The organism is Streptococcus infantis ATCC 700779 (genome assembly GCF_000187465.1).
Lineage (GTDB): Bacteria > Bacillota > Bacilli > Lactobacillales > Streptococcaceae > Streptococcus > Streptococcus infantis.
Map to the genome: position 1 here is coordinate 722,478 of NZ_GL732439.1, position 26,566 is coordinate 749,043.

The window sequence follows — 26,566 nt, forward strand, 5'->3', positions numbered from 1 at the left end:
AATGAGTGAAACAGGCTTTAAATATAGTATTTTAGCATCGGGTTCTAGTGGAAATTCCTTCTATCTAGAAACCTCTAAGAAAAAGATTTTAGTAGACGCAGGATTATCTGGTAAAAAAATTACAAGCTTATTGGGTGAAATCAATCGTAAGCCAGAAGATTTGGATGCTATTTTGATTACGCATGAGCATGCTGACCATATTCATGGTGTCGGAGTTTTAGCCCGTAAGTATGGCATGGATCTTTACGCCAATGATAAAACCTGGCAAGCTATGGAAAATAGTAAGTATCTAGGTAAAGTTGACTCTTCACAAAAGCATATCTTTGAAATGGGAAAAACAAAAACATTTGGAGATATAGACATTGAGAGTTTTGGAGTTAGCCATGATGCAGTTGCTCCCCAATTCTACCGTTTTATGAAAGATGACAAGAGCTTTGTTATGCTGACTGATACAGGTTATGTTAGTGACCGTATGGCCGGCATTGTCGAGAATGCAGATGGTTACTTGATTGAGTCTAATCATGATGTTGAGATCCTGAGAGCAGGATCATATGCTTGGCGACTCAAGCAACGCATCCTGTCTGACCTTGGTCACCTCTCGAATGAAGATGGTGCAGATGCCATGATTCGTACACTTGGAAATCGTACCAAGAAGATTTACCTAGGACATCTATCTAAAGAGAATAATATCAAGGAGCTAGCCCACATGACCATGGTCAATCAGCTAGCTCAAGCAGATCTAGGAGTAGGAGTGGATTTTCAAGTTTACGATACATCTCCAGATACTGCAACACCTTTAACGGATATATAAAAATGAACACCTAATGGTGTTCATTTTTAATGAATCTTAGTTTTTAATTTATGCTATAATAATTTAATAAGCGATTATAATGGAGAAATATGAATTGAAAAAGACTTGGAAATTTGCAGATTACTATGACACAACCATATTATTATTAGCATTGATATCTGTGATGCTAGTTATTTTGGGATTTATGGATGTTATAGATTTGGATAATCCACCTTACAATATTATTGATTTAATGATTTGGATAGTGTTTATAGTAGATTATCTATGGCGTTTCTTTACTAGTAAAAAAAAATTTCGTTTCATTATTGATAATGTTTTTGATTTATTAGCAATTCTTCCATTAAATGCTATTTTTACAGTTTTTCGTTTGGGACGTATTTTTCGTTTAGCAAAATTAACAAAATTAGTTAAACTTACAAGGTTATTAAGAATAATCGGTTTAAGTGGAAAATTAGAAAGAAAAGCTAGTAGATTACTGCGAACGAATGGCTTGCTTTATATCTTATATGTCAATGTATTTATTGTATTTGTTGGAAGCTCAATCTTATCAGTTGTTGAGGAGAAGGCTTTTTCAGATAGTCTTTGTTGGGCTATTGTTACAGTAACAACTGTTGGTTATGGTGATATAGTCCCAAATTCGATATTTGGGAAATGGTTAGCAATAATCTTAATGCTAGTGGGTATAGGAACGATTGGGATGCTGACTAGCGCCTTAACTAATTTTTTTGTTAAAGAAAATTCTAATGAAGAATCCAAATTAGAACAACTACAGAATGAATTGGTTATGCAAAGGCGTTTAGTTGAGAAGCAGGCTGAGAGAATTGAAGAACTTCATAAAATGGTACAAGAATTACTTAACAAGTATTAATTTAGAAAACACAAAAACCACTCAATCGAGTGGTTTTTTATAATCCAGCGAAATCTTTGATTTCTTGAGCTGACATAGAAGAATCACAACGGACCTTAATCTCTCCATTTTCAACAAGAACAAAACCTGGTACAGTTGGGATTTCGTAACGTGATCGGAAGTCTTGTAAAGCTTCAAGTTGGCTTGGCTCTTCACTATTAATGAAGTAGATGTGTGCTTTGGTTTCAGCCACTACACCAGCCAATGTGCCAGCAAATTTACGGCAGTAAGGACAAGTTTTGCGGCCGATAAAGAAAGTTGCTGTTTCTTGATTGTCGAGCGCTTCTTGAGCACGCGCAACTGTTGTCACTTCAAGATCTTTGATATTTTCTAAAAATTGTTCCATGAGAATACCTCGCTTTCATTGATAAGTCTAGTATGCCATAAAGTTTCCAAAAATGCTTAGATTTGATACGAAAAAAAGATGAGATTGATTTGTCTCATCTTTTATAGGGCTTTATTTTACAAAAGCATTGATTTCTGCTTCGATGTTAGTAATCTTAGCTTGTGATTCTTCGTTAGTTTCACCTACAACTGCAATGTAGAACTTAATTTTTGGTTCAGTACCTGAAGGTCGAACGGCAATCCATGAACCGTCAGCAAGTGTGTATTTCAAGACATCACTTGGAGGAGTTGTCAAGGTTGTTACAGTGCCATCAGCTGCAGTAGATGTTTGTGCTTTGAAGTCTTCAGTGGTTGAAACTGCTGTTGCGTTAAATTCTTTTGGACCATTTTCACGGAATTTCGTCATGATCGCTTTAATTTGCTCAGCACCGTCAACACCAGAAAGAGTAACAGAGATTGTCTTTTCAGCATAGTAGCCGTACTCTTTGTAGATTTCTTCGATACCATCTGCAAGAGTCAAACCACGAGAGCGGTAGTAGGAAGCAAGTTCAGCAACGACAAGAACAGCTTGGATAGCATCTTTATCACGCACGAATGGTTTAATCAAGTAACCAAAGCTTTCTTCAAATCCCATCATGTAAGTGTGGTTGTGTTTTTCTTCGAATTCTTGGATTTTTTCAGCGATAAATTTGAAACCAGTCAAGACATTAAACATGGTTGCGCCGTAGCTTTCAGCAATCTTCGTTACCAAGTCAGTTGAAACGATAGATTTGCAGAGAGCTGCGTTTTCTGGAAGAGTTCCAGCATTTTTATGAGCTTCCAAGATGTACTTAGCCATGATAGCTCCGATTTGGTTACCTGATAGGTTGAGGTAGCTACCATCTTTTTGAAGAACTTCAACACCAACACGGTCAGCGTCTGGGTCAGTTGCGACAAGAACATCTGCACCAACTTGACGACCAAGCTCTTCAGCAAGTGCAAAGGCTGCTTGACTTTCTGGGTTTGGAGATTTAACAGTTGAGAAGTCTGGGTCTGGAGTTGCTTGAGCTTCAACGACTTGAACAGAGTCAAATCCTGCTTGAGCAAGAGCACGACGAGCCAACATTTCACCAGTACCATGAAGTGGTGTGTAGACAATCTTCATATCTTTACCGAATTCTTCAATCAAGGCTGGGTTGATGTTTACATCTTTAACTTCTTTGAGGTATTCTGCATCGACTGCTTCACCAATAACTTCGATTAAACCTGAAGCTTTTTCAGCTTCCACATCAGCAACTTCAACTGCAAATGGATTTTCAATAGCACGAATATAAGTTGTCAAAGCGTCCGCATCGTGTGGAGGCATTTGACCACCATCTTCACCATAAACTTTGTATCCGTTAAATGGAGCTGGGTTGTGGCTAGCAGTAATCATGATACCTGCAAAGCAGTTGAGGTGACGAACGGCAAATGAAAGTTCTGGAGTTGGACGGAGACTTTCAAAAACATACGATTTAATACCGTGTTTTGCAAGAACTGCTGCTGATTCAAAGGCAAATTCTGGAGAGAAGTGACGGCTATCATAAGCGATGGCAACACCACGTTCTTTTTCGTTTCCACCTTTTGATTCGATCAAACGAGCCAAACCTTCAGTTGCTTGGCGAACAACGTAGATATTAATGCGGTTTGTACCAGCACCAATCAAACCACGCATACCAGCAGTACCGAATTCAAGGTTTGTATAGAATGCGTCTTCCTTAGTTTTTTCGTCCATGCTTTCCAAATCACGGCGAAGATAGTCTGGAAGATCTGCGAAATCAACCCATTTTTGGTAGTTTTCTTGGTAAGCCATAGGAAATCTCCTTTAATATATAATCTAATCGCTTAAATTATACCACGATTTGAAGTTTTAGTAAAACGTTAGCATGAGTTTCTGAAAAAGTTATGAAATGTACCTAAACCACAAGTCTTGAACGGCTTATCGAAACATGCTATACTAACTGTATGATTATTTTACAAGCTAATAAAATCGAACGTTCTTTTGCAGGCGATGTTCTATTTGAGAATATTAATCTACAAGTTGATGAAAGAGATCGTATTGCTCTCGTTGGGAAAAATGGAGCAGGTAAGTCGACGCTATTAAAGATATTAGTCGGGGAAGAAAAGCCAACTTCAGGTGAAATTAATAAGAAAAAAGACATTTCCCTTTCTTACTTAGCACAGGATAGTCGATTTGAATCCGAAAATACTATCTATGACGAGATGCTTCATGTTTTTGACGACTTACGTACTACAGAGAAACAGCTTCGCCAGATGGAGCTAGAGATGGGGGAAAAGACCGGTGCAGATCTCGATAAGCTCATGTCAGACTACGATCGTCTATCTGAAGAATTCCGTCAGGCTGGAGGATTTACCTATGAAGCTGATATTCGCGCCATTTTAAATGGTTTTAAGTTTCATGAGTCTATGTGGCAGATGAAAATTGCTGAGCTTTCTGGAGGTCAAAATACAAGATTAGCCCTAGCCAAAATGCTCCTTGAAAAGCCAAATCTCTTGGTTTTGGATGAGCCAACCAACCACCTAGATATTGAAACTATTGCTTGGTTAGAAAACTATTTGGTTAATTACAGTGGTGCCTTGATAATTGTTAGTCACGACCGTTATTTCATAGATAAGGTAGCAACCATAACGCTCGACTTAACCAAACATTCTTTAGATAGGTACGTAGGAAACTACTCAAGCTTTGTGGAGCAGAAAGAGCAGAAGTTACTGACTGAAGCTAAGAACTACGAAAAGCAACAGAAGGAAATTGCTGCTTTAGAAGGCTTTGTTAATCGTAATTTAGTACGAGCTTCGACCACCAAACGTGCCCAGTCCCGTCGCAAACAACTGGAAAAGATGGAGCGTTTGGATAAGCCTGAAGTTGGTAAGAAATCGGCTAATATGACCTTCCATTCTGATAAAGTATCAGGAAATGTAGTTTTGGCGGTTGAAAACGCTGCTATAGGTTATGATGGAGAAATACTATCAGAGCCTATCAATCTCGATCTTCGTAAGATGAATGCCGTAGCAGTTGTAGGTCCGAATGGGATTGGAAAGACAACCTTTATCAAGTCTATTGTTGATCAGATTCCTTTTATAAAGGGTGAGAAGCGTTTCGGTGCGAATGTTGAAGTTGGCTACTATGACCAAACTCAAAGTAAGTTGACACCAAGCAATACAGTTTTAGATGAACTTTGGAATGATTTTAGATTGACGCCAGAAGTGGAAATCCGAAATCGTTTAGGCGCCTTCCTTTTTTCAGGTGATGATGTTAAGAAATCAGTTGGCATGCTTTCAGGTGGAGAGAAAGCTCGCTTGTTACTGGCTAAACTATCAATGGAGAATAATAACTTCCTGATTCTTGATGAGCCGACCAACCATTTGGATATTGATAGTAAGGAAGTTCTGGAAAATGCCTTGATTGACTTCGATGGAACTCTTCTATTTGTCAGCCATGACCGTTATTTTATCAATCGTGTAGCTACACATGTTCTGGAATTGTCCGAAAATGGTTCGACCGTCTATTTGGGTGATTATGACTATTATGTTGAGAAAAAAGCAGAGTTGGCAACTAGTCAAGAGGAGGAAGCGTCAGCTTATAGCCAAGAAAAAGAGGCTTCTCCAGTTAATGACTATCAAGCCCAAAAAGAGAGTCAAAAAGAACTTCGTAAGCTAATGAGACAAATTGAAAACCTAGAGGCAGAAATCGAAGAACTGGAAACTCAGTCCCAAGCCTTTTCTGAACAAATGCACACTACCAATGATGCGGATGAACTCATGCAATTGCAGGCAGAACTCGATAAGATTAGTCAGCGCCAGGAAGAAGCTATGCTTGAGTGGGAAGAATTGTCGGAAAAAGTTTAATAATAAAAAAGCAACGTCAACCGTTGCTTTTTCCTTTATATCTATCCACCCTGAGGGAATCGAACCCCCATCTCAAGAACCGGAATCTTACGTGATATCCATTACACTAAGGGTGGAAACTCTCATCATTATATCAAAAATAGGAGTTTTACTCAAGACTAAAACCAATGTAAAAAGAGGAAGAAAAAAAGATTTAGACAATATCTAAATCCTTTTACATTTTTATTTTTTTTCAAGAAGTGCTTTGATTTCTTGAAGAACTTCCAATTCAGTTGGAGCTGCTGGAGCTTCTTCAACAACTTCTTCTTTCTTACGAAGGTTTTGAGCTTTTTCAATAGCTTTAATCATGAAGAAGAGAACAGTACCAATTACAACGAAGTTGATAACAGCGCTCAAGAATTTACCATATGTAACACCATTCCAAGCAAGCTCCGCAATGTTTTGTACATTTGCAGCTTCCAAGGCTGGGTTCAATAGAAGTGGAGTGATGATATCATTAACAAATGAATTGATGATAGCACCAAAAGCAGTGGCGATGATCACACCGACAGCAAGGTCAACGACGTTGCCACGGAGCAAGAAATCTTTAAGTTCCTTTAACATAATGTTTTCCTTTCAAAATTTATCAAATTTTAACAGAGACATTATATCGTAAATTTATGTTGAATGCAAGAAAAGTGATTATTTCTTTTTAAATACAAAAAGCTTACTAAAAACGTAGTTGAGAACAACCATCGTAACCTGTGCAATAAAGATTTCAACTGTATTAATTGTATTAATATCATTTCCAACAAAGTAACCAATGATCTGAGGGAAGCTTGTTACAAAAATAAAAGTTAGTAGAAGATCTAATAAAAAGGTGATAAGTCTTGCAGAGGTAAATTTAATTAATCGATTAAACCAGTTTTTTCTTTCTTGCTTAAATACAAATGTGTCATTTGTAAAAAACGCAAATAGGATTCCAGCAATATTTCCCAAGGCAGTCGCAACTAACTCTTGTTGAGTAAGATAAAAGATGACGATGCGGACAAATATTGATACTACGGTAGTCGCAACTCCGAAAAATAGATAGGATAAAATCTCGTTATCAAAGAATTTTTTTATATATGTTTTCATAAGATTAGTATAGCATAAAGCTGATAAATGTGCTATACTTGTAAAGTTGACTTGCTCAACCCTTGGTGCTTAGCTTCTTTCACCAAGCATATTAGACGCGGGATAGCCGCTAAAGGAGAAAATATGAAAAAACTTACTGTCCGCGATTTGGCTGACATTGCCATTGTCGCAGCTATTTATGTGGTTTTGACCATCACACCACCCCTTAATGCCATCAGTTATGGTGCCTATCAGTTCCGTATTTCTGAAATGATGAACTTTCTGGCTTTTTACAATCCTAAGTACATTATTGGTGTTACTCTTGGATGTATGATAGCTAATTTTTTCAGTTTTGGACTCATTGATGTCGCTGTTGGTGGAGGATCAACTCTTGTCTTCCTAAGCTTAGGAGTTTGGTTGTTCAGTAAATATAGTAAAGACTATCTTTTTAATGGATTGATTCGAAAAGATCATTTCTTCTTTTCAATTCTATTTTCAATTTCAATGATCACCATTGCTGCTGAATTGAACATTGTAGCAGAAGCACCATTCTTCTTTACATGGTTCACTACTGGTATCGGAGAATTCGCTTCACTAATTGTCGGTGCAATTATCATTGGTAAAATTGGTCAACGTATTGATTTGACTAGATAAAGATATCTTATCAACCATTCGTAGAAAGGGCTGAACTTTGTTCAGTCTTTTTCTTTGTCCATGAACCTAGAAGCTAAACAAAAGTGATATAATAAGGTAGAAAAGACGGTTTAATTATGATAGATTATTTTTTGATTGGGATAAAATCGATGATGAAAAGCTCGGTTTTGACTTTTGCTATTTCCTTTATTTCCTTCCTTCTTTTATTGATTCTTTGGCGTCGTTATGTCATTGTGCGTCAAAGTGGTGGAAACTTTTTTGCCCCGTTTCATATTGCTAAGGGAAGATTTTATATTCATAATGCTTATGTTTTTAGAAAGCGCATTATACCACTGAATAATATTAAAAAGATTGAGGTCCATTTTATTCCAAGTGTTAAATTGAATGGAGCTAGATATTTTTTGACTATCGAACAAAAGAGCGGAAATTCTCTAGCCTTTTTCTTTGGCAAATCAAAAGAGAATGATCAACTAGTCAATAACTTAAAGAATGAAACAAAAAAATACAATATCAAGATCCGTATTTTAGAATCATAGGTTTTAATTTTTTAAAATTTCAGAAAGCCTTTCCATAAAGTTGATTTTATGTTATAATATTCACAAATAAAAGTTTTAGGAGTTTATATGGTCTCATCAGAATTTATTTCAAAAATCGAATTTGCTTGTAAGAAAAAGGAAAGTCTTTATTCGAATAGTAAATTTAAGTATGCGATTCGTTCAATGTTTGCAGGTGCTTTCCTTACCTTCAGTACGGCAGCAGGAGCCGTTGGTGCAGATTTGATCAATAAGATTGCACCAGGTAGTGGACGCTTCCTTTTCCCGTTTGTTTTTGCTTGGGGACTGGCCTACATTGTCTTCTTAAATGCTGAATTGGTAACATCAAACATGATGTTCTTAACAGCGGGTAGTTTTTTGAAAAAAATTAGCTGGAGAAAAACAGCTGAAATTCTTCTATATTGTACTTTCTTTAACTTAATTGGTGCGCTTATCGCTGGTTGGGGATTTGCTCATTCAGCAGCTTATGCTAATCTAACGCACGATAGCTTTATTTCTGGAGTTGTAGAAATGAAGTTGGGACGCTCTAATGAACTAGTTTTACTTGAAGGTATTTTAGCTAATATCTTTGTAAACATCGCCATTCTTTCATTTGTTTTAGTTAAGGATGGTGGAGCAAAACTTTGGTTGGTTCTATCAGCCATTTACATGTTTGTATTCTTAACAAATGAGCACATCGCCGCAAACTTTGCTTCATTTGCGATTGTGAAGTTCAGTGTTGCTGCTGATTCTATCGCAAACTTCGGTATTGGAAATATTCTTCGTCACTGGGGTGTAACCTTTATTGGTAACTTTATAGGTGGTGGTCTACTGATGGGATTGCCTTATGCCTTCTTAAACAAGAACGAAGATACATACGTAGATTAAAAGTTGGATTGATTCCAACTTTTTCTTTTTGTTTTTCCATGCTATAATGAATGTAGTAATGTTAAATACAGAGGAAAATCATGAACGAAATTAAATGTCCCAATTGTGGAGAGGTTTTTACAGTTAATGAAAGCCAATATGCAGAGCTGATTTCTCAAGTTCGAACTGTAGAGTTTGATAAGGAATTGCATGAACGCATGAAGCAAGAGCTGGCTTTGGCTGAGCAAAAAGCCATGAATGAACAGCAGACAAAACTTGCGCAAAAAGACCAAGAAATTGCCCAGCTTCAAAGTCAAATTCAGAACTTTGATACCGAAAAAGAATTAGCCAAAAAAGAGGTGGAGCAAACCGCTAGCCAAAGTCTGCTAGAGAAAGAAAAAGAAGTTCAAGCACTGGAGAATCAGCTGGCGACCTTGCGCTTGGAGCATGAAAACCAACTGCAAAAGACACTGTCTAATCTAGAGAAAGAAAGAGATCAGGTCAAAAATCAGCTCCTTTTACAAGAAAAAGAAAACGAGCTTTCTCTGACTTCGGTGAAACAAAACTATGAGGCCCAGCTTAAGGCAGCCAATGAGCAGGTTGAGTTTTACAAGAATTTCAAGGCCCAACAATCAACAAAGGCAATTGGAGAAAGTTTGGAGCAGTATGCGGAGAGCGAGTTTAACAAGGTCCGTAGCTTTGCCTTTCCAAACGCTTATTTCGAAAAGGACAACAAGGTTTCTGCTCGTGGGTCTAAAGGGGACTTTATCTTCCGTGATTTTGATGAAAATGGGCTAGAATTCATTTCCATCATGTTTGAGATGAAAAATGAAGCGGATGGAACTGAGAAAAAGCATAAGAATGCAGACTTTTACAAGGAGTTGGATAAGGACCGTCGAGAAAAGAACTGTGAATATGCGGTTTTGGTAAGTATGCTTGAAGCTGATAACGATTACTTCAACACAGGGATTGTCGATGTTAGCCACGAGTATGAGAAGATGTATGTGGTGCGTCCTCAGTTCTTTATCCAACTGATTGGGCTCTTGCGTAATGCGGCTCTTAACTCTCTAAAATACAAGCAAGAATTAGCACTTATCCGAGAACAAAATATTGATATTACTCACTTTGAAGAAGACCTGGATGCATTTAAGGTTGCCTTTGCCAAGAACTACAATTCAGCATCTGTCAACTTCGGCAAGGCTATTGACGAAATCGACAAGGCCATTAAACGCATGGAAGAGGTCAAGAAATTCTTGACGACATCAGAAAACCAACTCCGCCTTGCAAACAATAAGTTGGATGATGTTTCTGTTAAAAAATTGACTCGTAAGAATCCGACTATGAAAGCAAAGTTTGATGCTTTGAAGGGAGAGTGACCTTGACTATCAAAAAGACTCTAAAATTTACGGATGTATATATTGCCTATTTACCATTGGTTGTTTTTTTGCTCAATTTTTTATACGGCTTTTTGAACTTAGAAGGCTCAACAGTTTCTAACGAAAGATCTAGATATGACTTGCTTTTTGGTGTAGTTGGGCTTCTTCCAACTATTTTTGGGTATATTTTTAGCTTTCTAGCCAATCTTATTGTAGGTATAACTTATGTGATAAAGGCAAAAAATCGAACGAAGTGTCTGATTGCATACCTATTGGTTGGAAATGTTTTTTTAGCAATATTTCTTATGTTTTTATTAAAGTTTAAGATGATAGTTTCCTTTGACTTTATAAAAGATCTGGATCTTTGGAGTTTCATTTTTTCTTTATTATTATTTCCGTATATAGATTGGATTTATCAAAAGTATGAGTACGATCAAAAAGTGAGTAGAATGCTACTCATTATAATTTTAGCGGGAATTTTTTCTCCATTTCTAGGTAGTGAAATTCAAACTTACTTGAGAAATAATGCCAAAGTACAACAATTACAAGAGTTTTATCATTCTAGGGGTTTGAACTACGAATTAATACTTCAGTCTACATACTATGATAGTAATATTTCCGATGTTGGGGTCTTTAAAGTTTTAGATAATGGAGTTACCATAAAAGTGGGTGCTAAGTACACGCGTCAAAAATTAAAATATGTTACTTTCATTGATCAAGACTACGGCCTAAAGGAATTTATAAAAAATGCTGTTACAAGTGATGAAGCTCAAATAGTTCTAAAAGATTTTAGGACTGTAGTAGAAGATGCTATTAAAAAGAAAGGCTATGATTTATCTGTATTTGATGCTGAAGATCAGCCATTGGCTAGCCCAGGTTTTCAAATATCACGTTCATTTAGAGTCACTTCTTTTATTAAAGAAAAAGCAGTTCAAAATCAAAAGTCATCTAGTCCAGAAAAACAAGCATTTGGAGGATATGCAGCAATTTCTCTTAAAGATTATATGAAAGAGGGAGCCCTTCGTTTACGTTTAAGACTTAGTGAAAGTGACAAATTAAAGTTAGAAGACATTGATTTTTCAAGACTTTCCGATGGACACTACATGATCAATAATGACTATTTTATAGTGAACAACGGAATGTATACAATAGTTGAAGATGAAGGTGATTTTGAAAATTTTTTACTGAGAGAATCTAGTAAACAATTTTATTTGGAGGATTTTTATAAAATTGAAAAGCTTGATTAATTTATTAGCAAATAAAGATGTAAAATTTCTTTATAATATTTGTATTCGATTATCTTCATATTTAATAGTTGTTGCAGTTTATATAGCAATTTTGGGATTGTTTTTATTGTATAAACAAAATATTATTGCAGTACGTTATCTGTTATTTTTGTCGGTATTGTTTATAGTTATTGGCATCTTTTTAAGTTTATTGACATGGAAAGTTCTTCTATATTGTAAGGAGACTTTGATTGATTTTAAGAAATATCAATCTTTCTTTGAATACAGTGTTAGTCATTCCAATAAGTTTAATAAGAAATTTAATGAAGTAAGTTTTGAATTAATCACAGGAGAATTATCTTACCTCAGAGGAGATTTTTTATTAGCACTTAGTCAATATTCAAATCTCAATCTTTCTAATGTTTCTAAAAAAAATAGAAAAATATTTGAATTTAAGAAATTATATTATGAATTTCTAACTTCTATCCATCTTAAAGATGCGCAAAATATAGCTTTCTTTGAGGAACAATTGTCCAAGGCACCAGATTCGAAAGGTGGTAAGGCTAAATTCGTTGCACAAGCCCAAGCCATAAAAGATATTGTGTTCAATAAAGAAGTGAATGACTACTTCGACACTGCTGAACCAGAAAATAAATTAGCTCGAATCAAGTTTTCTTATTACGGTGCTCTCAATGCCCAATTAAAAGGAGATGAAGAACGTGCCCGTAGTTTGTTTGAAAGTATCGCCCATGAAAATCCAGAACTCTTTTATATTCAGGAAGCGCAGAAATATTTAGGAAGCAATAATGTTGTCTAGTATCTTTCGCCTAAATTAAGTAAACAGAGTAACCAGGTCAAAAAAAGACTACGCAACAGTTAACACGAGCACTGAAACAGGGGATGAGAAGATTAGATGTCATGAAGAGAATTATGAGTACATGTAGAGTGGTTGTTGCTACAGTCTTTGTTATAGATGTGATAATTTATGGGGTTGCAGTTAGTGCATCAACGTTTGGCGTTGGAAATTCAATAGCTACACCAGTAGTAATAAGTACATTCCTATATTTAGATTCTACGATTGAGGATGATGATGAAAAGAATAGTCAATAATTATATTTTTAAAATTTCTAAATTTGAAATTCCTAAGTTATATAAACATACCAAAAAAGTTTACGGTTACTTAATTCCTATAGTTTGTTTATCATTTATAGGCATGCTTCTAGAATTATTTAAGGGTGGAGATCTGGACTTTATAAAATTCTTTTTCTGGACCATTATATGTTTTACTTTTGAAACATTAATCTTACTAAATAATAAATTAGTTCAAAAAGCTGTAGCTAATTTCATCTTAAACGATATTAACTTTGAGAAATATGTATATTATTATAAATATATTGCTGATCGCTCTTTAAAGGGACAACAACTGTTCAATAATGTAAATTATTTAATAGCTGTTTCTCAAGTTTTTTTCTATCAAGGGAAATTTAAAGAAACACTTGATAATTTAGAGTGCATTAGTCTTGAGAATATGAATTTTAATAAGAAATTTGAGATTCAATTATCTAAAATTTACTTTAGTATTCTTTCTCTAATTCACTCCGATAGAACAGAAGACGTTTCAAACCAGATTGAAGTTTTAGCTCATTTATACACGAAGACTAATTCACAAAGTTGTAGGTTAAGGGATGCTTTAAATACAATAGAAGCTATTAAGGATATAGTTAAAAAGAAGAGTCCAAACGACTACTTCGACACTGCGGAACCAGAAAATAAGTTAGCTCGAATCATGTTTTCTTATTACGGCGCTCTCAATGCCCAATTAAAAGGAGATGAAGCTCGTGCCCGTAGTTTGTTTGAAAGCATCGCCCATGAAAATCCCGAACTCTTTTATGTTCAGGAAGCGCAGAAATATTTAGAAGGAGAAAACTGATGTCAGAACGTACGGATTTACCGATTGGGAGTGTTGTTCGAGGGAGAGAAGGTGTGGAACCTGTCATGATTGTTAATCACTGTCCAGTTACTGAAAAAGCAAAGCCACAAATGAAACTAGGACAATTCGGATTGGGCTTATCAATAGGGTGGTAAAACATGGAAATACAATTACAATTACGTGGAAACTCAGAAGGATTTATCCTTGAGTCAAAATTACCTGATGATGAACATTGGACTGAAAGAATTGAAATCGTTCAAGAAGAGGAAGGTTACCGTCTCTATGCAAAAGATGTAGAAATTCTTGTCTTGAAAGAATCAGAATTCATTTCTAAAAAGAAAAGAATAGTCGCAAAAGGGGTAAATAAGGATTTGATTTATTTTGAAGAAGAAAGATTTGACCATTTATGGGAACAAGCATACTAGCATGGAGTTTTTCAATTTAATTTAAATAACTATGAAATGACGTGTGTAGGTTCAGGTAGTAAAGGAGATATTTCACCTGTCACAAAAGATGGCATTCCGATTGCCGTTTATGCTGCAAGTAATATTGCAATTGCTGGAAAGAGAAATTTTTCTCTCTATACTGAAAATATTGACGAAATTGACAATTTACTGATGTTTTACGTAATTGATTATATTAGGGGATATGACTTTTTAGATATTGATTCTTTATCTGCAAGATATCGTTTCTTTTATCAATTCACTAATCGCTCAGCTCTAACGAAGGAACATTTAGATATGCTTTCAGAGGCTAGAAGACCATCTAAGTTAGAGGCGTTTATCATTTATTTTTTATCAGCCTTCTTTGTTGTGGGTATCAGTTTGGTATCATTACGCCCTTTGTTCTCACTTATAGTAGTACTACTGATACATTCTATTTATAATATCATAAAGAATTGGAGAGATAGAGGTGAATAGTAGGGTATTTACCTATTGATTTTTTATTGATACTGCATTAAAAGAAATATTAAAAAGGTGCCAATAGCCTAATTAAAGGCATGAGAGGATAGTTTAAATGATACTGGAACGAATTAAAAAATCTTTATTAACCACATGATGAGAAAGGAAATCAGAAAGCAACACATGAACGGTATTATCAACTTAAAGAAAGAAGCGGGCATGACCTCCCATGATGCGGTTTTTAAATTGCGTAAGATTTTAGGAACCAAGAAGATTGGTCATGGTGGGACCTTGGATCCGGATGTTGTGGGCGTTTTACCTATTGCAGTTGGTAAAGCCACGCGCATGGTAGAGTTCATGCAGGATGAGGGTAAGGTCTACGAGGGGGAAATCACTCTTGGATATTCTACAACGACCGAGGATGCTAGTGGGGAAGTTGTCGCAGAGACTCCTGTTTTGTCTCCACTGGATGAAAAGCTTGTCGATGAAGCCATTGCCAGTCTTACAGGGCCTATCACCCAGATTCCACCCATGTACTCGGCTGTCAAGGTCAATGGTCGCAAGCTCTATGAGTATGCGCGTGCTGGTCAGGAAGTCGAACGTCCAGAACGTCAGGTAACCATTTATAGTTTTGAAAGAACCAGTCCCATTTCCTATGAGGATAAACTTGCGCGTTTTACCTTCCGAGTAAAATGTAGCAAGGGAACCTATATCCGTACCTTATCGGTTGACTTGGGAGAGAAGCTTGGTTATGCAGCTCACATGTCTCATCTTACACGGACAAGTGCAGCTGGTTTACAGTTAGAAGATTCCTTGACCTTGGAAGAAATTGCAGAAAAAGTAGAGGATGGTGAATTAGACTTTCTCCATCCGCTTGAGATTGGTACAGGGGATTTAGTAAAAGTAAACTTGACTCCTGAACAGGCAGATGAAGTCCGTTATGGTCGTTTTATTGAGGTAGAGTGTAGCGAGAAAGAAGTTGCCGCTTTCCAAGGTGAGAAGCTACTTGCTATTTTGGAGAAACGTGATCATCTCTACAAACCAAGAAAGGTTTTCTCTTAAGTATTTGGAAAAGCAATGATTTTTATCTACTAGTGTAAAGATGAGATGCTCTCATCTTTTTAAAATATTAGCCGATAAATAGTTTTTAAATTTTATGTCTTAAAAAACCATTGAAAATACAGTGTTATTTGACAGTTTTGTTTACTTATGATAAGATTTAATTTAAGAAAAGCTAGAGAAAAATAGAGGATATTATGAGTATTGAAATGACTGTCAGTGAGATTGCTGAGGTCTTGGGACTATCCCGACAAGCAATCAATAATCGTGTCAAAGAATTACCAGAAGAAGATATTACAAAAAACGACAAGGGTGTTACTGTTGTTACTCGCAGTGGATTGATCAAACTTGAAGAAATCTACAAAAAGACTATCTTTGAAGATGAACCGGTTAGTGATGAAGTTAAGCAACGAGAACTCATGGAAATTCTTGTTGATGAAAAGAATGCTGAAATCATTCGTCTTTATGAGCAATTAAAAGCCAAAGATAAGCAACTGGCTGAAAAAGATGAACAAATGCGTGTAAAAGACCGCCAAATCGCTGAAAAAGATAAGCAATTGGATCAGCAACAACAGTTAACCCTTCAAGCTATGAAGGATCAAGAAACACTTCAGTTGGAGTTGGATCAAGCTAAGCAAGAAGTTCAGGCATCGAAGAAAGGCTTCTTTGCTCGCTTATTTGGCAAATAAGAAAAAACTGCTTGGTTTCTAGGACTAGACCAGGTGGTTTCTTTTTACAAATCAATAAGGATTGATAAGATGGAAACATTAAGAGAATATATCTCATTTGATTTAGAATTCAATAGACATCAGGATAAGACTCATTTGATTCAAGTATCAGCAGTGCATTTTAAAGAAGGTGAAGAAGTAGGAGCATTTGACTCTTATGTCTACACTGATGCCCCTTTGAAGAGTTTTATTAATGGTTTGACGGGGATTACTTCAGAGACATTAAAAGGCGCACCAAAGGTAGAAGAAGTCCTGCAAAAATTTCAAGTTTTTGTTGGTAACTTGCCTCTTATTGGTTATAATGCAGCAAAAAGTGATTTACCAATTCTACTAGAGCATGGATTTGACTATAGTCATCAATATCTAGTTGATGTCTATAACGAAGCACTGGAGCGACGTAGTTCTGATCTTCATGGAATTGCTAATCTAAAATTACAAACTGTGGCTAATTTTCTGGGTTTTAAAGGGCAATCTCATAATAGTTTAGAGGATGCTCGTATGACTGCTCGAGTGTATGAAGCTTTTCTGGACTCAGATGAGAGTAGACTCTTACTCAATTCTCAAAGTAGTCTCAATTCGAATCCATTTGGTGCTTTGGATTTATCACAACTTTTTGATTAGGAGTTTTTATGAAACCTGAAAAACCGAAAAAATTGGGTTTTAAAAAGATTTACCTTAATCTAGATAAAATCCTCTTTTTATTCTTTCTAATTTTTATGTTGGTTGACTATATCTGGTTGCCACTTAACTCAGTGATAGCTGGATTTTTACTAAGTCAGACTGGATATTTGTTTATTTCCTACAACAATATTTTTGAGATAATAAAAAATGCTCCCATTGTCAGTCTTGGCTTCGTAATCTTAATAGCCATCAATCTACTAGTAGCCTATTTTCAACTTAGTATTCTCTTTATTGGAGCTCGCCACCTCCTATATCACGAAAAAAGGACTCTTATAGAATATAGTCGAAAAGTATTTCGTGAAAGCCTTGCTTTTATGAAAAAGATGACTATTTCAAAAGCTTTGTTTATCTTTTTATTTGTAGCAATGCTATTTCCTTTTATCAGGAAGATATTTAAGATTTATTATTTCAATAAAATCGTGATTCCAGAGTTTATTCAAACCTACATGGAAGATAAGTACTGGATGTGGTGGGTAGCCATTATTATCTTATCACTCTTATTCTTCTATGTTTCTGTTCGCTTGATGTTCACTCTACCTAAGGTCTTTTATGAAAAGATGACGGTCAAGGAAGCTATCATTTATAGTTTGGATAAAACTAGATATTATTTTTGGTTTTATGCCTGGCATTTATTCTTAATTATTGTAAAAACCAATCTATTCTTCTATCTTCCACTCATCCCTTTACTATCGATCCAGTATATAGTGGATAGTCTTACTCAGAGAGAGTCTCTGGTCCTTGCTATTTTGAATTTTGTTCTTATCAAGAATTTCCACTATATGGCACTGACCTATTTTCTTGTCAAATTTACATCTTTTTTAACGGGAGAAGAACTTGATATTATGCCAAGACGCGAGAAGGACCATATCATGAGGTGGGGGGTCATGGTTTGTGCAAGTATCTTCTTTGCGATTGAAGGCTATAATTATCTGGAAGCTCCTGTAGTCAATCCACCGCTTGTGATTTCACACCGTGGTGTATCGAATGGAAATGGTATCCAAAATACAGTAGAATCCTTAGAAAAGACAGCGCAGTTAAAACCAGATTTGATCGAGATGGATATCCAGGAGACTAAAGATGGGCAATTTGTCATGATGCACGATGCTAATCTTAAAGGCTTAGCTGGTATTAATAAAACACCACAGGAGTTGACCTTAGAAGAGTTAAAGAAGATTGACATTCATGAGAATGGTTATGAGACAAAGATTTCAAGTTTCGATGATTATCTGACTCGTGCAAATGAATTACATCAGAAACTTCTCATTGAGATTAAGACCAGCCACAAAGATAGCCCGCAGATGATTGAACATTTTCTAGACAAATACGGTGCAAAAATTAAGGTTTATGGTCATCAAATGCAATCCTTGGATTATAAGGTTATTGAAAAAGTGAGAGAGTATGACAAGGATATTCCTGTCTACTTTATTCTTCCCTATAATTCTGTTTTTCCTAGAACGGTTGCTACAGGCTACACAATGGAGTATTCTACTTTAGATGAATACTTTGTGACAAAACTATGGAATACTGAGCAAAAACTCTATGTATGGACAATCAATAGTTCGGAATCATTTAATAAGTCTTTTCACCTAGGTGTTGACGGAATGATTACTGATGACTTGGAAAGAATAAAAGAAGAACTAGTAACTGCTCAGGAAGACCCTGAATACAGTGACTTATTGCTAAATAAAGCAACTGAGTTCTTTGCTTATTAACATAAATTAAAAGAGGCTGTAAATCAGCCTCTTTTTGAGAATATAATTAAAATGGTAACTTACCAGCAAATGCTCCAAGCTTCTTTTTAGTAGTTTCATCAATTCGTTCAAGAGCAGCATTGAGCGCTTGAACAGTCATATCTGAAAGTGTTTCAATATCCTCAGCATCCACAACTGCAGGATCAAAATCAATTTTTACGACTTTTTTATCACCTGTTAAGGTAGCAGTTACAAGGTTTTGAGCAGAAGTCCCAACAAATTCTGTGGCAGCCAATTCAGCTTGGCTTTGCTCCATTTGTTTTTGAAGTTTTTGAGCTTGACGCATCATGTTTTGCATATTCATCATGGCGGTATTTAGCTTCCTTTTCTTTTATTTTCCATTTTATTTTAACAATTTTAATTGGAAAAGTCTAATTAAAATTTCAGGAACTCTATACATATCAAACAATGATTTAAGGTTTCTTTAAGGTTTTTATAATATTCTGAAGAACTATATATTATCTGAACAAATCTCTTCAGGTTCATAAATAGAGAAGGTTTTCTTGGATAATTGTTTATTTTAAATAGATGATTAATCCTAAAAGTTCAGATTATTATTTGAATACAAATTTGTTATAGCTTTGTTTGTTCGCTATTTATTTCAAGATTGTGATATAATAGTAAACAATGAGTTTTTAAAACAAACTAAAGGAGAATCGATATGATTTACGCTGGAATTTTAGCAGGTGGTACCGGCACGCGCATGGGTATTAGTAACCTACCCAAACAATTTCTTGAGTTGGGAGACCGCCCAATCCTAATCCATACAATTGAAAAATTTGTCTTAGAGCCAAGTATCGAAAAGATTGTGGTTGGAGTTCACGGAGACTGGGTGACACACGCAGAAGATTTAGTTGAAAAATTCCTTCCACTCCACAAGGACCGTATCATCATCACAAAAGGTGGTGCTGAACGTAATTCTAGTATTGAAAAGATTATTGAAGCTATCGATGCTTATCGTCCAATCACTGAAGATGATATCGTGGTAACACATGACTCAGTTCGTCCTTTTATCACACTTCGAATGATTCAAGATAACATTGCTCTCGCACAAAATCATGATGCTGTTGATACAGTAGTTGAAGCAGTAGATACCATTGTTGAAAGTACAAACGGTCAGTTTATCACAGATATTCCAAATCGTGCTCATCTCTATCAAGGGCAAACTCCTCAAACCTTCCGTTGTAAAGACTTCATTGATTTGTATGGTTCTTTATCAGCAGAAGAAAAAGAAATTTTAACAGATGCATGTAAAATCTTTGTTATCAAGGGGAAAGATGTAGCCTTGGCAAAAGGTGAATACTCAAACCTTAAAATCACAACAGTTACAGACTTGAAGATTGCTAAAAGCATGATTGAGAAAGAATAGACATGATTAATCAAATTTATCAACTGACAAAACCAAAGTTTATTAATATTAAATATCAGGAAGAAGAAATTGATCAAGAGAATCATATCCTCATCCGACCAAATTACATGGCGGTTTGTCACGCGGATCAACGTTACTACCAAGGTAAACGCGATCCAAAAATTTTAGCGAAAAAACTACCAATGGCTATGATTCACGAGTCTTGTGGTACAGTCATTTCTGATCCAACAGGTACTTACAAAGTTGGTCAGAAGGTTGTTATGATTCCAAATCAACCACCTATGCAAAGTGATGAGGAATTCTACGAAAATTACATGACTGGAACATATTTCTTATCAAGTGGTTACGATGGATTCATGCGAGAATTCGTTTCTCTGCCTAAGGATCGTGTGGTAGCTTACGAAGATATCGAAGATACAGTTGCTGCCATTACAGAGTTTGTCAGTGTTGGCATGCATGCTATGAATCGTTTCATGACGGTATCTCACAGCAGACGTCAACGCATCGCTGTCATTGGTGATGGAAGTTTAGCTTTTGTCATGGCCAATATTATCAACTACACTTTGCCTGAAGCTGAGATTATTGTTATCGGACGTCATTGGGAGAAATTAGAATTATTCTCATTTGCAAAAGAGCTCTACATTACTGATAGCATTCCAGAGGATCTTAGTTTTGACCATGGTTTCGAATGCTGTGGTGGTGATGGATGTGGACCTGCTATTAATGACTTGATTCGTTACATTAAACCACAAGGTACCATTTTGATGATGGGTGTTAGTGAGTATAAAGTTAATATCAATACTCGAGATTCATTGGAAAAAGGCTTGTTATTAGTTGGATCTTCTCGTTCTGGAAGAGTTGACTTTGAAAATGCCATCCAAATGATGGAGATTAAGAAGTTTGCCAATCGTTTGAAGAATATCATTTATCTAGAAGAACCAGTAAGAGAGATTAAGGATATTCATAGAGTATTTGCAACAGACCTTAATACTGCCTTCAAGACAGTATTTAAGTGGGAAGTCTAATGGAGGATGATTGTGAAGGAAATCGTTAAAGAAAAGATTGCTTCTTTATTATCTGGTGACGAAGAAATCCAGAGCGTTGAACAGTTGGGTGGAATGACCAATCAAAACTATTTGGTTAAAACATCCTCAAACCAGTACATCGTTAAGTTTTTCGGTAAAGGTACGGATAAATTAATCGACCGCCAGAATGAAAAGTTCAATCTTGAATTGTTGAAAGATTTAAAATTAGATGTAGAAAATTATCTTTTTGATATTGAAGCTGGTATCAAAGTCAATCAATACATTGAAAATGCTGAGACACTTGATTCAGCTACCATTAAAACCAAATTTGAAAAAATTGCTCCAATTCTACAAACGATCCATGCTTCTGGTAAAGAATTAAAAGGAGAGTTTGCTCCTTTTGAGGAAATCAAAAAATATGAATCATTGATTCAAGGGGAGATTTCTTATCCAAACTATGAAGCTGTCAGAAAATCAGTTTTTTCTTTAAAAAATGAGCTTGAGAAAATCGGAGTTGATAAGAAATCATGTCATATTGATTTGGTTCCAGAAAACTTTATTGAAGGACCAGACGGACATCCTTATCTGATTGATTGGGAATATTCTTCCATGAACGATCCTATGTGGGACCTTGCATCACTCTTTCTAGAATCTGAATTTACACCGGAAGAAGAGGCGGACTTTCTAGCTTATTACGAGGGTGACAAGACTCCTGTTTCGAGAGAGAAAATTCGTATCTATAAGATTTTACAAGACATTATTTGGAGCCTATGGACTATTTACAAAGAAGAAAATGGTGCAGATTTCGGAGATTATGGAATCTCTCGTTACAATAGGGCTGTAAAAGAATTGCAGTCTCAGGGAGGAATTGATGAAGACTAAAAATGGAGTTTCCTTTGGACTTATCTCAGGGATTTTTTGGGGGTTAGGGCTAACCATTAGTGCCTATATCTTCTCTATATTTACTGACTTGTCACCTTTTGTAGTAGCAGCAGCGCACGACTTTCTTAGTATTTTTATCTTGCTAGGATATCTTCTAGTTAAAGAAGGAAAGGTACGTTTTTCAATCTTCTTGAACATTCGAAATGTCAGTGTTATTATCGGTGCACTTTTGGCTGGGCCGATTGGCATGCAGGCCAATCTCTACGCAGTCAAGTATATCGGTAGTTCATTAGCATCCTCAGTTTCAGCTATTTATCCTGCAGTATCTGTCATTCTCGCTTTCTTTTTCTTAAAGCATAAGGTTTCTAAGAATACAGTATTTGGAATTTTATTAATCATTGCAGGAATTATTGCTCAGACCTACAAGGTTGAACAGGTCAATTCCTTTTATATCGGAATCCTTTGCGCATTAATTTGTGCGCTTGCTTGGGGAAGTGAAAGTGTTCTAAGCTCTTTTGCAATGGAAAGTGAACTCAGCGAACTCGAAGCCCTCTTGATCCGACAAGTAACTTCCTTCTTGTCCTATCTTGTTATTGTTCTCTTCTCGCATCATTCATTTGCAGAAGTGGTAAATGGACAATTGTTTGGTCTGTTAATTGTCTTTGCGGCATTTAATATGATCTCTTACCTTGCCTACTATATGGCTATTAATCGATTGCAGCCAGCAAAAGCTACTGGATTAAATGTGAGTTATGTAGTATGGACTGTTTTATTTGCAGCAATTTTCTTGGGCTCGCCCCTTAATTTGCTGACCATCATTACTTCACTTATCGTAATGGCTGGTGTTTATATTATTATTAAAGAATAAAGGAGAAAACGCGTGAAAGCGATTATCTTAGCAGCGGGATTGGGAACTCGTTTGAGACCCATGACAGAAAATACTCCCAAAGCCTTGGTAAAGGTTAATGAAAAACCTTTAGTTGAATATCAAATCGAATTTTTAAAAGAACGTGGAATTGATGACATTATCATCGTTGTTGGTTATTTAAAAGAACAATTCGACTATCTTAAGGAAAAGTACGGTGTGCGTTTAGTCTTCAACGAAAAATATGCTGATTACAATAACTTTTACTCTCTTTACTTGGTAAAAGAAGAATTGGCTAACAGCTATGTTATCGATGCGGATAACTATCTTTTCAAGAATATGTTCCGAAATGATATTGAACGTTCAACCTACTTCAGTGTTTATCGTGAAGATTGTGATAATGAGTGGTTCCTAGTTTACGGAGATGATTACAAAGTTCAAGATATCATTGTCGATAGCAAAAATGGACGCATCTTGAGTGGTGTGTCATTCTGGGATGCTCCAACAGCTGAGAAAATTGTTGGGTTTATCGATGATGCCTATGCAAGTGGCGAGTTTGTTGACCTCTATTGGGACAACATGGTCAAAGATAATATAAAAGAACTAGATGTATATGTAGAAGAGTTGGAAGGAAACTCTATCTATGAAATCGATAGTGTCAAAGATTATCAAAAGCTGGAGAAGATTCTCTCATCACAAAAATAAGCTACGTTTATGAACTGATACCTTACCTATTTTTACTTGACTTTTTATGTTTGATACAGTATACTAGTGAAAATTTAACCTTTAAGGGCAGTCCAGAGAGACTCACAAGGTGTCAGAGAAAAGAAGCTACAATGGAAACAAGTAAGCAAGTGCTTATTTGCTACTTTTGTGTAAATATCTTAACTGAAACCTTGCAAGTGCAAGGTTTTTCTTTATCTGATCCCCTTAAAATTTAAGGAGGAAAAGTTATGAATCCGAATTGTAGAAAACGTATGAATACCATTCGCTTAGAAGTTATGAGAGTTGTTTCCCAGGAGGAAATCGCGCCAGCAATCTTTGAACTAGTTCTTCAGGGAGAAATGGTTGAAGCTATGAAAGCTGGACAATTTCTTCATTTGCGTGTACCTGACGATGCTCATCTCTTGCGTCGTCCGATTTCGATTTCATCAATTGATAAGGTGACTAAGCAATGCAGACTTATCTATCGAGTTGAAGGAGCAGGGACAGCAATTTTTTCAAGCTTAAAAACAGGTGATAGCATAGATGTTATGGGCCCTCAAGGAAATGGTTTCGATTTATCTGATTTAGACAAGCAGAATCGTGTTCTTATAGTTGGTGGTGGAATCGGAGTGCCACCCTTACTCGAAGTAGCTAAACAACTGAATGAGCGTGGTGTTGAAATAACAACTGTTTTAGGATTCGCTACTAAAGATGCTGTTATTTTGGAAGATGAATTATCCAGATTTAGTCAGGTCTTTGTAACGACTGATGATGGATCTTATGGTATTAAAGGAAACGTATCGGTAGTGATTAACGAATTTGACACTGAATTTGATGCCATCTACTCTTGCGGTGCACCTGGTATGATGAAATACATTAATCAAACCTTCCATGACCATCCAAGAGCTTATCTATCTCTAGAATCTCGTATGGCCTGTGGCATGGGGGCTTGCTACGCTTGCGTATTGAAAGTACCAGATAGTGATACAGTTAGTCAACGTGTGTGTGAAGATGGGCCTGTATTTAAAACAGGAACTGTTGTTTTATAAGGAGAGTGTCATGACTACAAATCGATTACAAGTCTCTCTACCAGGCTTAGAATTAAAGAATCCTATCATTCCTGCTTCAGGCTGTTTTGGATTCGGTCAAGAATATGCCAAATACTATGATTTGGACCTCTTGGGCTCTATCATGATTAAAGCTACAACCCTTGAACCACGCTTTGGTAATTCTACTCCACGTGTGGCAGAAACACCTGCTGGTATGCTGAATGCCATTGGTCTACAAAATCCAGGACTAGAAGCCGTTCTCTCTGAAAAATTACCTTGGTTGCAAAGGGAATATCCGAATCTTCCAATTATTGCAAATGTTGCTGGATTTTCAAAGCAAGAATACGCAGCCGTTTCTAGTGGTATTTCCAAGGCACCTAACGTGAAAGCCATTGAGCTCAATATTTCTTGTCCAAACGTCGATCATGGGAATCACGGACTTTTGATTGGGCAAGACCCAGATTTAGCTTATGTTGTGGTAAAAGCAGCCGTAGGGGCATCTTCAGTTCCTGTCTATGTAAAATTAACGCCTAGTGTAACTGATATCGTGACCATCGCAAAAGCAGTAGAGGATGCAGGTGCTAGTGGTCTCACTATGATCAATACCCTTGTTGGTATGCGCTTTGATCTCAAAACTAGAAAACCAATCATTGCCAATGGTACTGGTGGAATGTCTGGGCCTGCAGTCTTTCCGGTAGCTCTTAAACTAATCCGTCAAGTAGCTCAAACAACTAATCTTCCAATCATTGGGATGGGAGGAGTTGATTCAGCTGAAGCTGCAATAGAAATGTACTTAGCTGGTGCCTCAGCAATAGGAGTCGGTACAGCAAACTTTACGAATCCTTATGCCTGTCCTGATATCATTGATAACCTACCAAAAGTCATGGACAAATATAATATCGAAACTCTGGAGCAATTGAGAAAAGAAGTAAAAAGTAGCTTATAGTTTTTTAAAATTCGTAATGTTTTGAATGCCTTCTTCTTTCTGGTATAATATGACTATGATTGTAACAATACCTATAAAAACTGAAAAAGACATTGCAACACCAGGTTCAACAGTCCTCGTTTTAGGATATTTTGATGGTATCCACCTTGGACATCAAAAATTATTTAGTATTGCTGGTGAAATTGCTGCTAAGAAGAGATTAAGCGTTGCTTTAATTACCTTTCATGAATCACCAAAATTAACCTTAAAACCCTATTCACCAGAAAATTTACTTCATATCCTGAATGCAGAAGAACGTGAACGTAAGTTTAAACGAGCTGGTGTCGAAAATCTTTATTTAATGGACTTCTCAAGTCGTATCGCTAATATGACAGCTCAAGAGTTTGTAGATACTTTTGTCAAAGAAGTTAAAGCAGATACCATTGTAGTTGGATTTGACTATAGTTTAGGTTCAGATAGAAAATCAGCAGAAGATTTAAAAGAAATCTTTGATGGAGAAGTAGTCGTAGTACCTCCTGTAGAAGATGAAAAAGGAAAGATTAGCTCTACTCGTATTCGTCAAGCTATCCTTGAAGGGAATGTGAAAGAAGCAGGTCAGCTGCTTGGAAGTCCACTTCCTACAAGAGGAATAGTCGTACACGGCAATGCTCGTGGTCGAACAATCGGCTATCCAACTGCCAATCTCGTGCTCTTGGATCGTACTTATATGCCGGCAGATGGTGTCTATACCGTTGATATCGAAATCAAGAGAAAACTCTATCGAGGAATGGCCAGTGTCGGGAAGAACGTTACTTTTGATGGAGAGGAAGAGCGTTTTGAAGTGAATATCTTTGATTTTGATGAAGATATTTATGGTGAAACAGTGACCGTCTATTGGTTAGATCGTATCCGAGATATGGTAAAATTTGACGGTATTGAACAACTGGTCAAACAACTCGAAGAAGATGAAAAAGCGGCAAGAAAATAAAAGAATCA

Annotated in this window: 31 protein-coding genes, 1 tRNA gene and 1 riboswitch; of the genes, 26 read left to right on the forward strand and 6 right to left on the reverse strand. The window is 36.2% G+C overall.

The window, feature by feature from the left end; genetic code table 11:
* Position 1 precedes the first annotated feature (1 nt).
* Complete coding sequence (locus tag HMPREF9423_RS05940; protein ID WP_006148432.1) at positions 2-811, forward strand: MBL fold metallo-hydrolase; 810 nt, start codon at positions 2-4, stop codon at positions 809-811.
* A 94-nt stretch (positions 812-905) separates the two neighbouring features.
* The gene (locus HMPREF9423_RS05945) at positions 906-1,679 is read left to right on the forward strand and encodes a potassium channel family protein (protein ID WP_006155829.1); all 774 of its coding nucleotides are present in this window, start codon (positions 906-908) and stop codon (positions 1,677-1,679) included.
* Positions 1,680-1,716: 37 nt separating this feature from the next.
* Here HMPREF9423_RS05945 and HMPREF9423_RS05950 read toward each other — a convergent pair whose 3' ends face one another.
* Both HMPREF9423_RS05950 and HMPREF9423_RS05955 read right to left on the reverse strand, forming a co-directional pair.
* The gene (locus HMPREF9423_RS05950) at positions 1,717-2,064 is read right to left on the reverse strand and encodes a DUF6568 family protein (RefSeq protein ID WP_006148434.1); all 348 of its coding nucleotides are present in this window, start codon (positions 2,062-2,064) and stop codon (positions 1,717-1,719) included.
* Between the two features lie 111 nt (positions 2,065-2,175).
* Positions 2,176-3,894 (reverse strand): phospho-sugar mutase, encoded by a 1,719-nt coding sequence (locus HMPREF9423_RS05955; protein WP_006148435.1) that lies wholly within the window; start codon positions 3,892-3,894, stop codon positions 2,176-2,178.
* A gap of 152 nt (positions 3,895-4,046) precedes the next feature.
* On the opposite strand from HMPREF9423_RS05955, the gene abc-f reads away from it, so the two are divergent.
* The gene (gene abc-f / locus HMPREF9423_RS05960) at positions 4,047-5,948 is read left to right on the forward strand and encodes a ribosomal protection-like ABC-F family protein (RefSeq protein ID WP_006148436.1); all 1,902 of its coding nucleotides are present in this window, start codon (positions 4,047-4,049) and stop codon (positions 5,946-5,948) included.
* Between the two features lie 44 nt (positions 5,949-5,992).
* On the opposite strand, the gene HMPREF9423_RS05965 is transcribed toward abc-f, so the two are convergent.
* From HMPREF9423_RS05965 to HMPREF9423_RS05975, 3 genes are all read right to left on the reverse strand, one after another.
* Positions 5,993-6,064, reverse strand: a tRNA-Arg gene (locus tag HMPREF9423_RS05965).
* A 106-nt stretch (positions 6,065-6,170) separates the two neighbouring features.
* Positions 6,171-6,551 (reverse strand): large conductance mechanosensitive channel protein MscL, encoded by a 381-nt coding sequence (gene mscL, locus HMPREF9423_RS05970; protein WP_006148437.1) that lies wholly within the window; start codon positions 6,549-6,551, stop codon positions 6,171-6,173.
* Between the two features lie 78 nt (positions 6,552-6,629).
* Entirely contained in the window at positions 6,630-7,064 is a 435-nt protein-coding gene (locus HMPREF9423_RS05975; RefSeq protein ID WP_006148438.1) for a GtrA family protein, read from the reverse strand.
* Between the two features lie 28 nt (positions 7,065-7,092).
* Positions 7,093-7,190: riboswitch (PreQ1 riboswitch) on the forward strand.
* Between HMPREF9423_RS05975 and HMPREF9423_RS05980 the strand changes: the two genes are divergently transcribed.
* From HMPREF9423_RS05980 to HMPREF9423_RS06045, 15 genes are all read left to right on the forward strand, one after another.
* Complete coding sequence (locus HMPREF9423_RS05980) at positions 7,188-7,697, forward strand: QueT transporter family protein (RefSeq protein ID WP_004252705.1); 510 nt, start codon at positions 7,188-7,190, stop codon at positions 7,695-7,697. (Overlaps the previous riboswitch by 3 nt.)
* 116 nt (positions 7,698-7,813) lie before the next feature.
* Entirely contained in the window at positions 7,814-8,233 is a 420-nt protein-coding gene (locus HMPREF9423_RS05985) for a hypothetical protein (RefSeq protein ID WP_006148440.1), read from the forward strand.
* An 87-nt stretch (positions 8,234-8,320) separates the two neighbouring features.
* Entirely contained in the window at positions 8,321-9,118 is a 798-nt protein-coding gene (locus HMPREF9423_RS05990; RefSeq protein WP_004252711.1) for a formate/nitrite transporter family protein, read from the forward strand.
* A gap of 80 nt (positions 9,119-9,198) precedes the next feature.
* Positions 9,199-10,473 carry a DUF2130 domain-containing protein gene (locus tag HMPREF9423_RS05995; RefSeq protein WP_006148441.1) on the forward strand — a complete coding sequence of 425 codons (1,275 nt, stop codon included), beginning with the start codon at positions 9,199-9,201 and terminating at the stop codon, positions 10,471-10,473.
* Positions 10,470-11,720 (forward strand): hypothetical protein, encoded by a 1,251-nt coding sequence (locus HMPREF9423_RS06000; protein ID WP_006148442.1) that lies wholly within the window; start codon positions 10,470-10,472, stop codon positions 11,718-11,720. The genes HMPREF9423_RS05995 and HMPREF9423_RS06000 overlap by 4 nt, the downstream gene beginning before the upstream one ends.
* The gene (locus HMPREF9423_RS12655; RefSeq protein ID WP_006148443.1) at positions 11,713-12,516 is read left to right on the forward strand and encodes a hypothetical protein; all 804 of its coding nucleotides are present in this window, start codon (positions 11,713-11,715) and stop codon (positions 12,514-12,516) included. Before HMPREF9423_RS06000 ends, HMPREF9423_RS12655 begins: the two co-directional genes overlap by 8 nt.
* Before the next feature lie 83 nt (positions 12,517-12,599).
* Entirely contained in the window at positions 12,600-12,809 is a 210-nt protein-coding gene (locus tag HMPREF9423_RS06010; protein ID WP_006148444.1) for a hypothetical protein, read from the forward strand.
* A complete protein-coding gene (locus tag HMPREF9423_RS06015) occupies positions 12,787-13,629 on the forward strand; it encodes a hypothetical protein (protein ID WP_006148445.1) in 843 nt (280 codons plus the stop codon). Before HMPREF9423_RS06010 ends, HMPREF9423_RS06015 begins: the two co-directional genes overlap by 23 nt.
* A complete protein-coding gene (locus HMPREF9423_RS12445; RefSeq protein WP_006148446.1) occupies positions 13,629-13,784 on the forward strand; it encodes a hypothetical protein in 156 nt (51 codons plus the stop codon). The genes HMPREF9423_RS06015 and HMPREF9423_RS12445 overlap by 1 nt, the downstream gene beginning before the upstream one ends.
* Positions 13,785-13,787: 3 nt before the next feature.
* Positions 13,788-14,054 carry a hypothetical protein gene (locus HMPREF9423_RS06020; RefSeq protein ID WP_006148447.1) on the forward strand — a complete coding sequence of 89 codons (267 nt, stop codon included), beginning with the start codon at positions 13,788-13,790 and terminating at the stop codon, positions 14,052-14,054.
* 36 nt (positions 14,055-14,090) lie between these two features.
* Positions 14,091-14,549 carry a hypothetical protein gene (locus tag HMPREF9423_RS06025; RefSeq protein WP_006148448.1) on the forward strand — a complete coding sequence of 153 codons (459 nt, stop codon included), beginning with the start codon at positions 14,091-14,093 and terminating at the stop codon, positions 14,547-14,549.
* A gap of 165 nt (positions 14,550-14,714) precedes the next feature.
* Complete coding sequence (gene truB, locus HMPREF9423_RS06030; RefSeq protein ID WP_025170177.1) at positions 14,715-15,593, forward strand: tRNA pseudouridine(55) synthase TruB; 879 nt, start codon at positions 14,715-14,717, stop codon at positions 15,591-15,593.
* A 194-nt stretch (positions 15,594-15,787) separates the two neighbouring features.
* Positions 15,788-16,279: a DUF536 domain-containing protein gene (locus tag HMPREF9423_RS06035; RefSeq protein ID WP_004252719.1), complete on the forward strand. Its 492-nt coding sequence runs from the start codon at positions 15,788-15,790 to the stop codon at positions 16,277-16,279.
* 69 nt (positions 16,280-16,348) lie between these two features.
* Positions 16,349-16,939 (forward strand): 3'-5' exonuclease, encoded by a 591-nt coding sequence (locus HMPREF9423_RS06040; protein ID WP_006148450.1) that lies wholly within the window; start codon positions 16,349-16,351, stop codon positions 16,937-16,939.
* Positions 16,940-16,947: 8 nt separating this feature from the next.
* Positions 16,948-18,711: a glycerophosphoryl diester phosphodiesterase membrane domain-containing protein gene (locus HMPREF9423_RS06045; protein WP_006148451.1), complete on the forward strand. Its 1,764-nt coding sequence runs from the start codon at positions 16,948-16,950 to the stop codon at positions 18,709-18,711.
* A gap of 46 nt (positions 18,712-18,757) precedes the next feature.
* Here HMPREF9423_RS06045 and HMPREF9423_RS06050 read toward each other — a convergent pair whose 3' ends face one another.
* Entirely contained in the window at positions 18,758-19,057 is a 300-nt protein-coding gene (locus tag HMPREF9423_RS06050) for a YbaB/EbfC family nucleoid-associated protein (RefSeq protein ID WP_006148452.1), read from the reverse strand.
* A gap of 354 nt (positions 19,058-19,411) precedes the next feature.
* Here HMPREF9423_RS06050 and HMPREF9423_RS06055 point away from each other — a divergent pair, with 354 nt between their 5' ends.
* From HMPREF9423_RS06055 to HMPREF9423_RS06090, 8 genes are all read left to right on the forward strand, one after another.
* Positions 19,412-20,119: an IspD/TarI family cytidylyltransferase gene (locus HMPREF9423_RS06055; protein WP_006148453.1), complete on the forward strand. Its 708-nt coding sequence runs from the start codon at positions 19,412-19,414 to the stop codon at positions 20,117-20,119.
* A gap of 2 nt (positions 20,120-20,121) precedes the next feature.
* Complete coding sequence (locus tag HMPREF9423_RS06060; protein WP_006148454.1) at positions 20,122-21,144, forward strand: ribitol-5-phosphate dehydrogenase; 1,023 nt, start codon at positions 20,122-20,124, stop codon at positions 21,142-21,144.
* A 12-nt stretch (positions 21,145-21,156) separates the two neighbouring features.
* The gene (locus HMPREF9423_RS06065) at positions 21,157-22,026 is read left to right on the forward strand and encodes a phosphotransferase family protein (protein ID WP_006155824.1); all 870 of its coding nucleotides are present in this window, start codon (positions 21,157-21,159) and stop codon (positions 22,024-22,026) included.
* Complete coding sequence (locus HMPREF9423_RS06070; RefSeq protein WP_006148456.1) at positions 22,016-22,894, forward strand: DMT family transporter; 879 nt, start codon at positions 22,016-22,018, stop codon at positions 22,892-22,894. Before HMPREF9423_RS06065 ends, HMPREF9423_RS06070 begins: the two co-directional genes overlap by 11 nt.
* 12 nt (positions 22,895-22,906) lie before the next feature.
* Positions 22,907-23,596: a sugar phosphate nucleotidyltransferase gene (locus HMPREF9423_RS06075; RefSeq protein WP_006148457.1), complete on the forward strand. Its 690-nt coding sequence runs from the start codon at positions 22,907-22,909 to the stop codon at positions 23,594-23,596.
* 248 nt (positions 23,597-23,844) lie between these two features.
* Complete coding sequence (locus tag HMPREF9423_RS06080) at positions 23,845-24,645, forward strand: dihydroorotate dehydrogenase electron transfer subunit (RefSeq protein ID WP_006148458.1); 801 nt, start codon at positions 23,845-23,847, stop codon at positions 24,643-24,645.
* On the forward strand, positions 24,608-25,591 hold the full coding sequence (locus HMPREF9423_RS06085; protein WP_006148459.1) for a dihydroorotate dehydrogenase: 984 nt from the start codon (positions 24,608-24,610) through the stop codon (positions 25,589-25,591). Before HMPREF9423_RS06080 ends, HMPREF9423_RS06085 begins: the two co-directional genes overlap by 38 nt.
* A 55-nt stretch (positions 25,592-25,646) precedes the next feature.
* Positions 25,647-26,558, forward strand: a complete 912-nt coding sequence (locus HMPREF9423_RS06090) for a bifunctional riboflavin kinase/FAD synthetase (protein ID WP_025170178.1) — start codon at positions 25,647-25,649, stop codon at positions 26,556-26,558.
* Positions 26,559-26,566: the final 8 nt, after the last annotated feature.

What these genes read in the sequence shown, in the direction of transcription:
- HMPREF9423_RS05940 (WP_006148432.1), top strand. Translation starts at nt 2, where the DNA reads ATGAGTGAAACAGGCTTTAAATATAGTATTTTAGCATCGGGTTCTAGT.
- HMPREF9423_RS05950 (WP_006148434.1), bottom strand. Translation starts at nt 2,064, where the DNA reads ATGGAACAATTTTTAGAAAATATCAAAGATCTTGAAGTGACAACAGTT.
- HMPREF9423_RS05955 (WP_006148435.1), bottom strand. Translation starts at nt 3,894, where the DNA reads ATGGCTTACCAAGAAAACTACCAAAAATGGGTTGATTTCGCAGATCTT.
- abc-f (WP_006148436.1), top strand. Translation starts at nt 4,047, where the DNA reads ATGATTATTTTACAAGCTAATAAAATCGAACGTTCTTTTGCAGGCGAT.
- mscL (WP_006148437.1), bottom strand. Translation starts at nt 6,551, where the DNA reads ATGTTAAAGGAACTTAAAGATTTCTTGCTCCGTGGCAACGTCGTTGAC.
- HMPREF9423_RS05975 (WP_006148438.1), bottom strand. Translation starts at nt 7,064, where the DNA reads ATGAAAACATATATAAAAAAATTCTTTGATAACGAGATTTTATCCTAT.
- HMPREF9423_RS05980 (WP_004252705.1), top strand. Translation starts at nt 7,188, where the DNA reads ATGAAAAAACTTACTGTCCGCGATTTGGCTGACATTGCCATTGTCGCA.
- HMPREF9423_RS05985 (WP_006148440.1), top strand. Translation starts at nt 7,814, where the DNA reads ATGATAGATTATTTTTTGATTGGGATAAAATCGATGATGAAAAGCTCG.
- HMPREF9423_RS05990 (WP_004252711.1), top strand. Translation starts at nt 8,321, where the DNA reads ATGGTCTCATCAGAATTTATTTCAAAAATCGAATTTGCTTGTAAGAAA.
- HMPREF9423_RS05995 (WP_006148441.1), top strand. Translation starts at nt 9,199, where the DNA reads ATGAACGAAATTAAATGTCCCAATTGTGGAGAGGTTTTTACAGTTAAT.
- HMPREF9423_RS06010 (WP_006148444.1), top strand. Translation starts at nt 12,600, where the DNA reads ATGAGAAGATTAGATGTCATGAAGAGAATTATGAGTACATGTAGAGTG.
- HMPREF9423_RS06015 (WP_006148445.1), top strand. Translation starts at nt 12,787, where the DNA reads ATGATGAAAAGAATAGTCAATAATTATATTTTTAAAATTTCTAAATTT.
- HMPREF9423_RS12445 (WP_006148446.1), top strand. Translation starts at nt 13,629, where the DNA reads ATGTCAGAACGTACGGATTTACCGATTGGGAGTGTTGTTCGAGGGAGA.
- HMPREF9423_RS06020 (WP_006148447.1), top strand. Translation starts at nt 13,788, where the DNA reads ATGGAAATACAATTACAATTACGTGGAAACTCAGAAGGATTTATCCTT.
- HMPREF9423_RS06025 (WP_006148448.1), top strand. Translation starts at nt 14,091, where the DNA reads ATGACGTGTGTAGGTTCAGGTAGTAAAGGAGATATTTCACCTGTCACA.
- truB (WP_025170177.1), top strand. Translation starts at nt 14,715, where the DNA reads ATGAACGGTATTATCAACTTAAAGAAAGAAGCGGGCATGACCTCCCAT.
- HMPREF9423_RS06035 (WP_004252719.1), top strand. Translation starts at nt 15,788, where the DNA reads ATGAGTATTGAAATGACTGTCAGTGAGATTGCTGAGGTCTTGGGACTA.
- HMPREF9423_RS06040 (WP_006148450.1), top strand. Translation starts at nt 16,349, where the DNA reads ATGGAAACATTAAGAGAATATATCTCATTTGATTTAGAATTCAATAGA.
- HMPREF9423_RS06045 (WP_006148451.1), top strand. Translation starts at nt 16,948, where the DNA reads ATGAAACCTGAAAAACCGAAAAAATTGGGTTTTAAAAAGATTTACCTT.
- HMPREF9423_RS06050 (WP_006148452.1), bottom strand. Translation starts at nt 19,057, where the DNA reads ATGATGAATATGCAAAACATGATGCGTCAAGCTCAAAAACTTCAAAAA.
- HMPREF9423_RS06055 (WP_006148453.1), top strand. Translation starts at nt 19,412, where the DNA reads ATGATTTACGCTGGAATTTTAGCAGGTGGTACCGGCACGCGCATGGGT.
- HMPREF9423_RS06060 (WP_006148454.1), top strand. Translation starts at nt 20,122, where the DNA reads ATGATTAATCAAATTTATCAACTGACAAAACCAAAGTTTATTAATATT.
- HMPREF9423_RS06070 (WP_006148456.1), top strand. Translation starts at nt 22,016, where the DNA reads ATGAAGACTAAAAATGGAGTTTCCTTTGGACTTATCTCAGGGATTTTT.
- HMPREF9423_RS06080 (WP_006148458.1), top strand. Translation starts at nt 23,845, where the DNA reads ATGAATCCGAATTGTAGAAAACGTATGAATACCATTCGCTTAGAAGTT.
- HMPREF9423_RS06085 (WP_006148459.1), top strand. Translation starts at nt 24,608, where the DNA reads ATGGGCCTGTATTTAAAACAGGAACTGTTGTTTTATAAGGAGAGTGTC.
- HMPREF9423_RS06090 (WP_025170178.1), top strand. Translation starts at nt 25,647, where the DNA reads ATGATTGTAACAATACCTATAAAAACTGAAAAAGACATTGCAACACCA.